The sequence below is a fragment of the Spiroplasma sp. Moj genome (genome assembly GCF_016082285.1).
Lineage (GTDB): Bacteria > Bacillota_I > Bacilli_A > Mycoplasmatales > Mycoplasmataceae > Spiroplasma > Spiroplasma phoeniceum.
Window position 1 is genome coordinate 1 of record NZ_MQTY02000148.1, and the last position, 1738, is coordinate 1738.

Annotated in this window: 4 protein-coding genes; 3 read left to right on the forward strand and 1 reads right to left on the reverse strand. The window is 23.0% G+C overall.

Features of this window, described 5'->3' with window-relative positions:
- Positions 1 to 204: 204 nt before the first annotated feature.
- Both BST80_RS05170 and BST80_RS05175 read left to right on the forward strand, forming a co-directional pair.
- A complete protein-coding gene (locus BST80_RS05170) occupies positions 205 to 495 on the forward strand; it encodes a hypothetical protein (RefSeq protein WP_415746267.1) in 291 nt (96 codons plus the stop codon).
- 70 nt (positions 496 to 565) lie between these two features.
- Entirely contained in the window at positions 566 to 787 is a 222-nt protein-coding gene (locus tag BST80_RS05175) for a hypothetical protein (protein WP_415746268.1), read from the forward strand.
- Positions 788 to 811: 24 nt separating this feature from the next.
- On the opposite strand, the gene BST80_RS05180 is transcribed toward BST80_RS05175, so the two are convergent.
- Positions 812 to 1078, reverse strand: coding sequence for a GNAT family N-acetyltransferase (locus BST80_RS05180; protein ID WP_415746269.1), 267 nt, complete (start codon positions 1076 to 1078; stop codon positions 812 to 814).
- A 168-nt stretch (positions 1079 to 1246) separates the two neighbouring features.
- Between BST80_RS05180 and BST80_RS05185 the strand changes: the two genes are divergently transcribed.
- Positions 1247 to 1510, forward strand: coding sequence for a hypothetical protein (locus BST80_RS05185; protein WP_415746270.1), 264 nt, complete (start codon positions 1247 to 1249; stop codon positions 1508 to 1510).
- The last annotated feature ends 228 nt before the right edge of the window (positions 1511 to 1738 follow it).

Genomic DNA, 1738 nt, shown 5'->3' on the forward strand with positions numbered 1-1738 from the left:
CATAGAAGATGTATTTAAAATTAAATAATTTAAATAAAAAAGTCATTTTTCGTTGTAGGAAAATATTAAATTTTTAAATAAAAGACATAATTAATTAAAATTATAATTTGCTATTAGTATCTTTTTAAAAATATTTACAATTATTTTAATAGGTTATGCAAGAAGTCTAATATTGGTTAATAAAAAAGAAAGGAATTTTTAAAAATGAAAAAATTTTTAGTTTTCTTAGGGATAAGTTCATTTTTTCCTAATATCACATTTGGTATAATTGGAATTACCGAATATACCAACTTAAAACAAAATAGTAGTTTAGTGAACAATTCAACAATGAGAATACAAACAAAGCAGTCAGTTATTGCATTTCAGAATGAAATAAAAGTTTATCAAATTACAACTGATGTCCTACCAAATGAAGAAAAATTTGATATTATTATTAAAACTAAACCTAACTTATGAAAAGAAATTAAAAATTTATGAGTAACTGCTAATATATAGTAGCTTTACCAACGAAAATGATAAAAAGAATAAATTTATCCATGATGTAAAAACTAAACTATTGGATTCTATGACGATTGATTCATCAATTGAAACAGAGGCATTTCTTTTGATGTTAGTTAATCAAATTTGAAGTGATTGAGATTTAATTAATGATTTTTGAGTTGAATATTTTCAAGAAAACTACCATATGTTTATGCATTTTACATTAAAATATGAACCAACAAATATTGAACGATATAGCAATATTGAAGTTAAACTTTGTTCAATATATTCAGATCATAAATCATAAATAGGATAACAAAAAAATGCATTATTATTTTAAATAATGCATTGTGTAAACATTAAAATATAGTTGTTGTGATTCAAATCCCAGTTTCTTATGTAAAGGTAAACCATCTGGTGTTACAACTAAACCAGCATAGTGGTAATTTGCTTTTTTTGCTTGGTTTAATAAATGAATTAACATTTCCTTAGCATAACCTTGTTTTTGATGTTCAGGATGAGTAGCAATGTCGTCAATAATTGCTAATTCTGACTCAAAATATAAGTTTCCTGTTGAAACAGGGACTTGATTTTTCATTAAAGTTGTAAAATAACTAATTTTTTGTTCTTGATTTAATTCTTAAATTGATTGATATTTTGCTAAATCAATTAATGATAAATCAAAGGCTTTTTTTCAACAACATTAAGAACATTTATTTCTGTTGTTACTTCTTGAAATTACTCATTATCACTTGCCCGATTAGCAATGTTAAAAGTTGTTAAGTCAATTAGCATTCCAATGGCTGTTTCAAAATGTTGAAGGTCAGTTTTTTCAAAAAATGTTTTTTTAAATTGATTATTATCGTTGGTAATAGTACATCAAGTAAAAGGTGTTTTAGTTTGATGATATTGTTCAATAATTTCACTATCTTTTGAAAATTGTTCAGCTGTTATGAGATGTGAACTAATAACAACATTTAAATTACTTTTTGAATTACGTGAATCAATATGATGAAAGAAATTCTTATAATCACTTTAAATTAGATGTTTACCATTGTCATGTTTAGGGTCAACCACATAATAGACTTCTTGCATAACCTATTAAAATAATTGTAAATATTTTTAAAAAGATACTAATAGCAAATTATAATTTTAATTAATTATGTCTTTTATTTAAAAATTTAATATTTTCCTACAACGAAAAATGACTTTTTTATTTAAATTATTTAATTTTAAATACATCTTCTATGCTATCTAT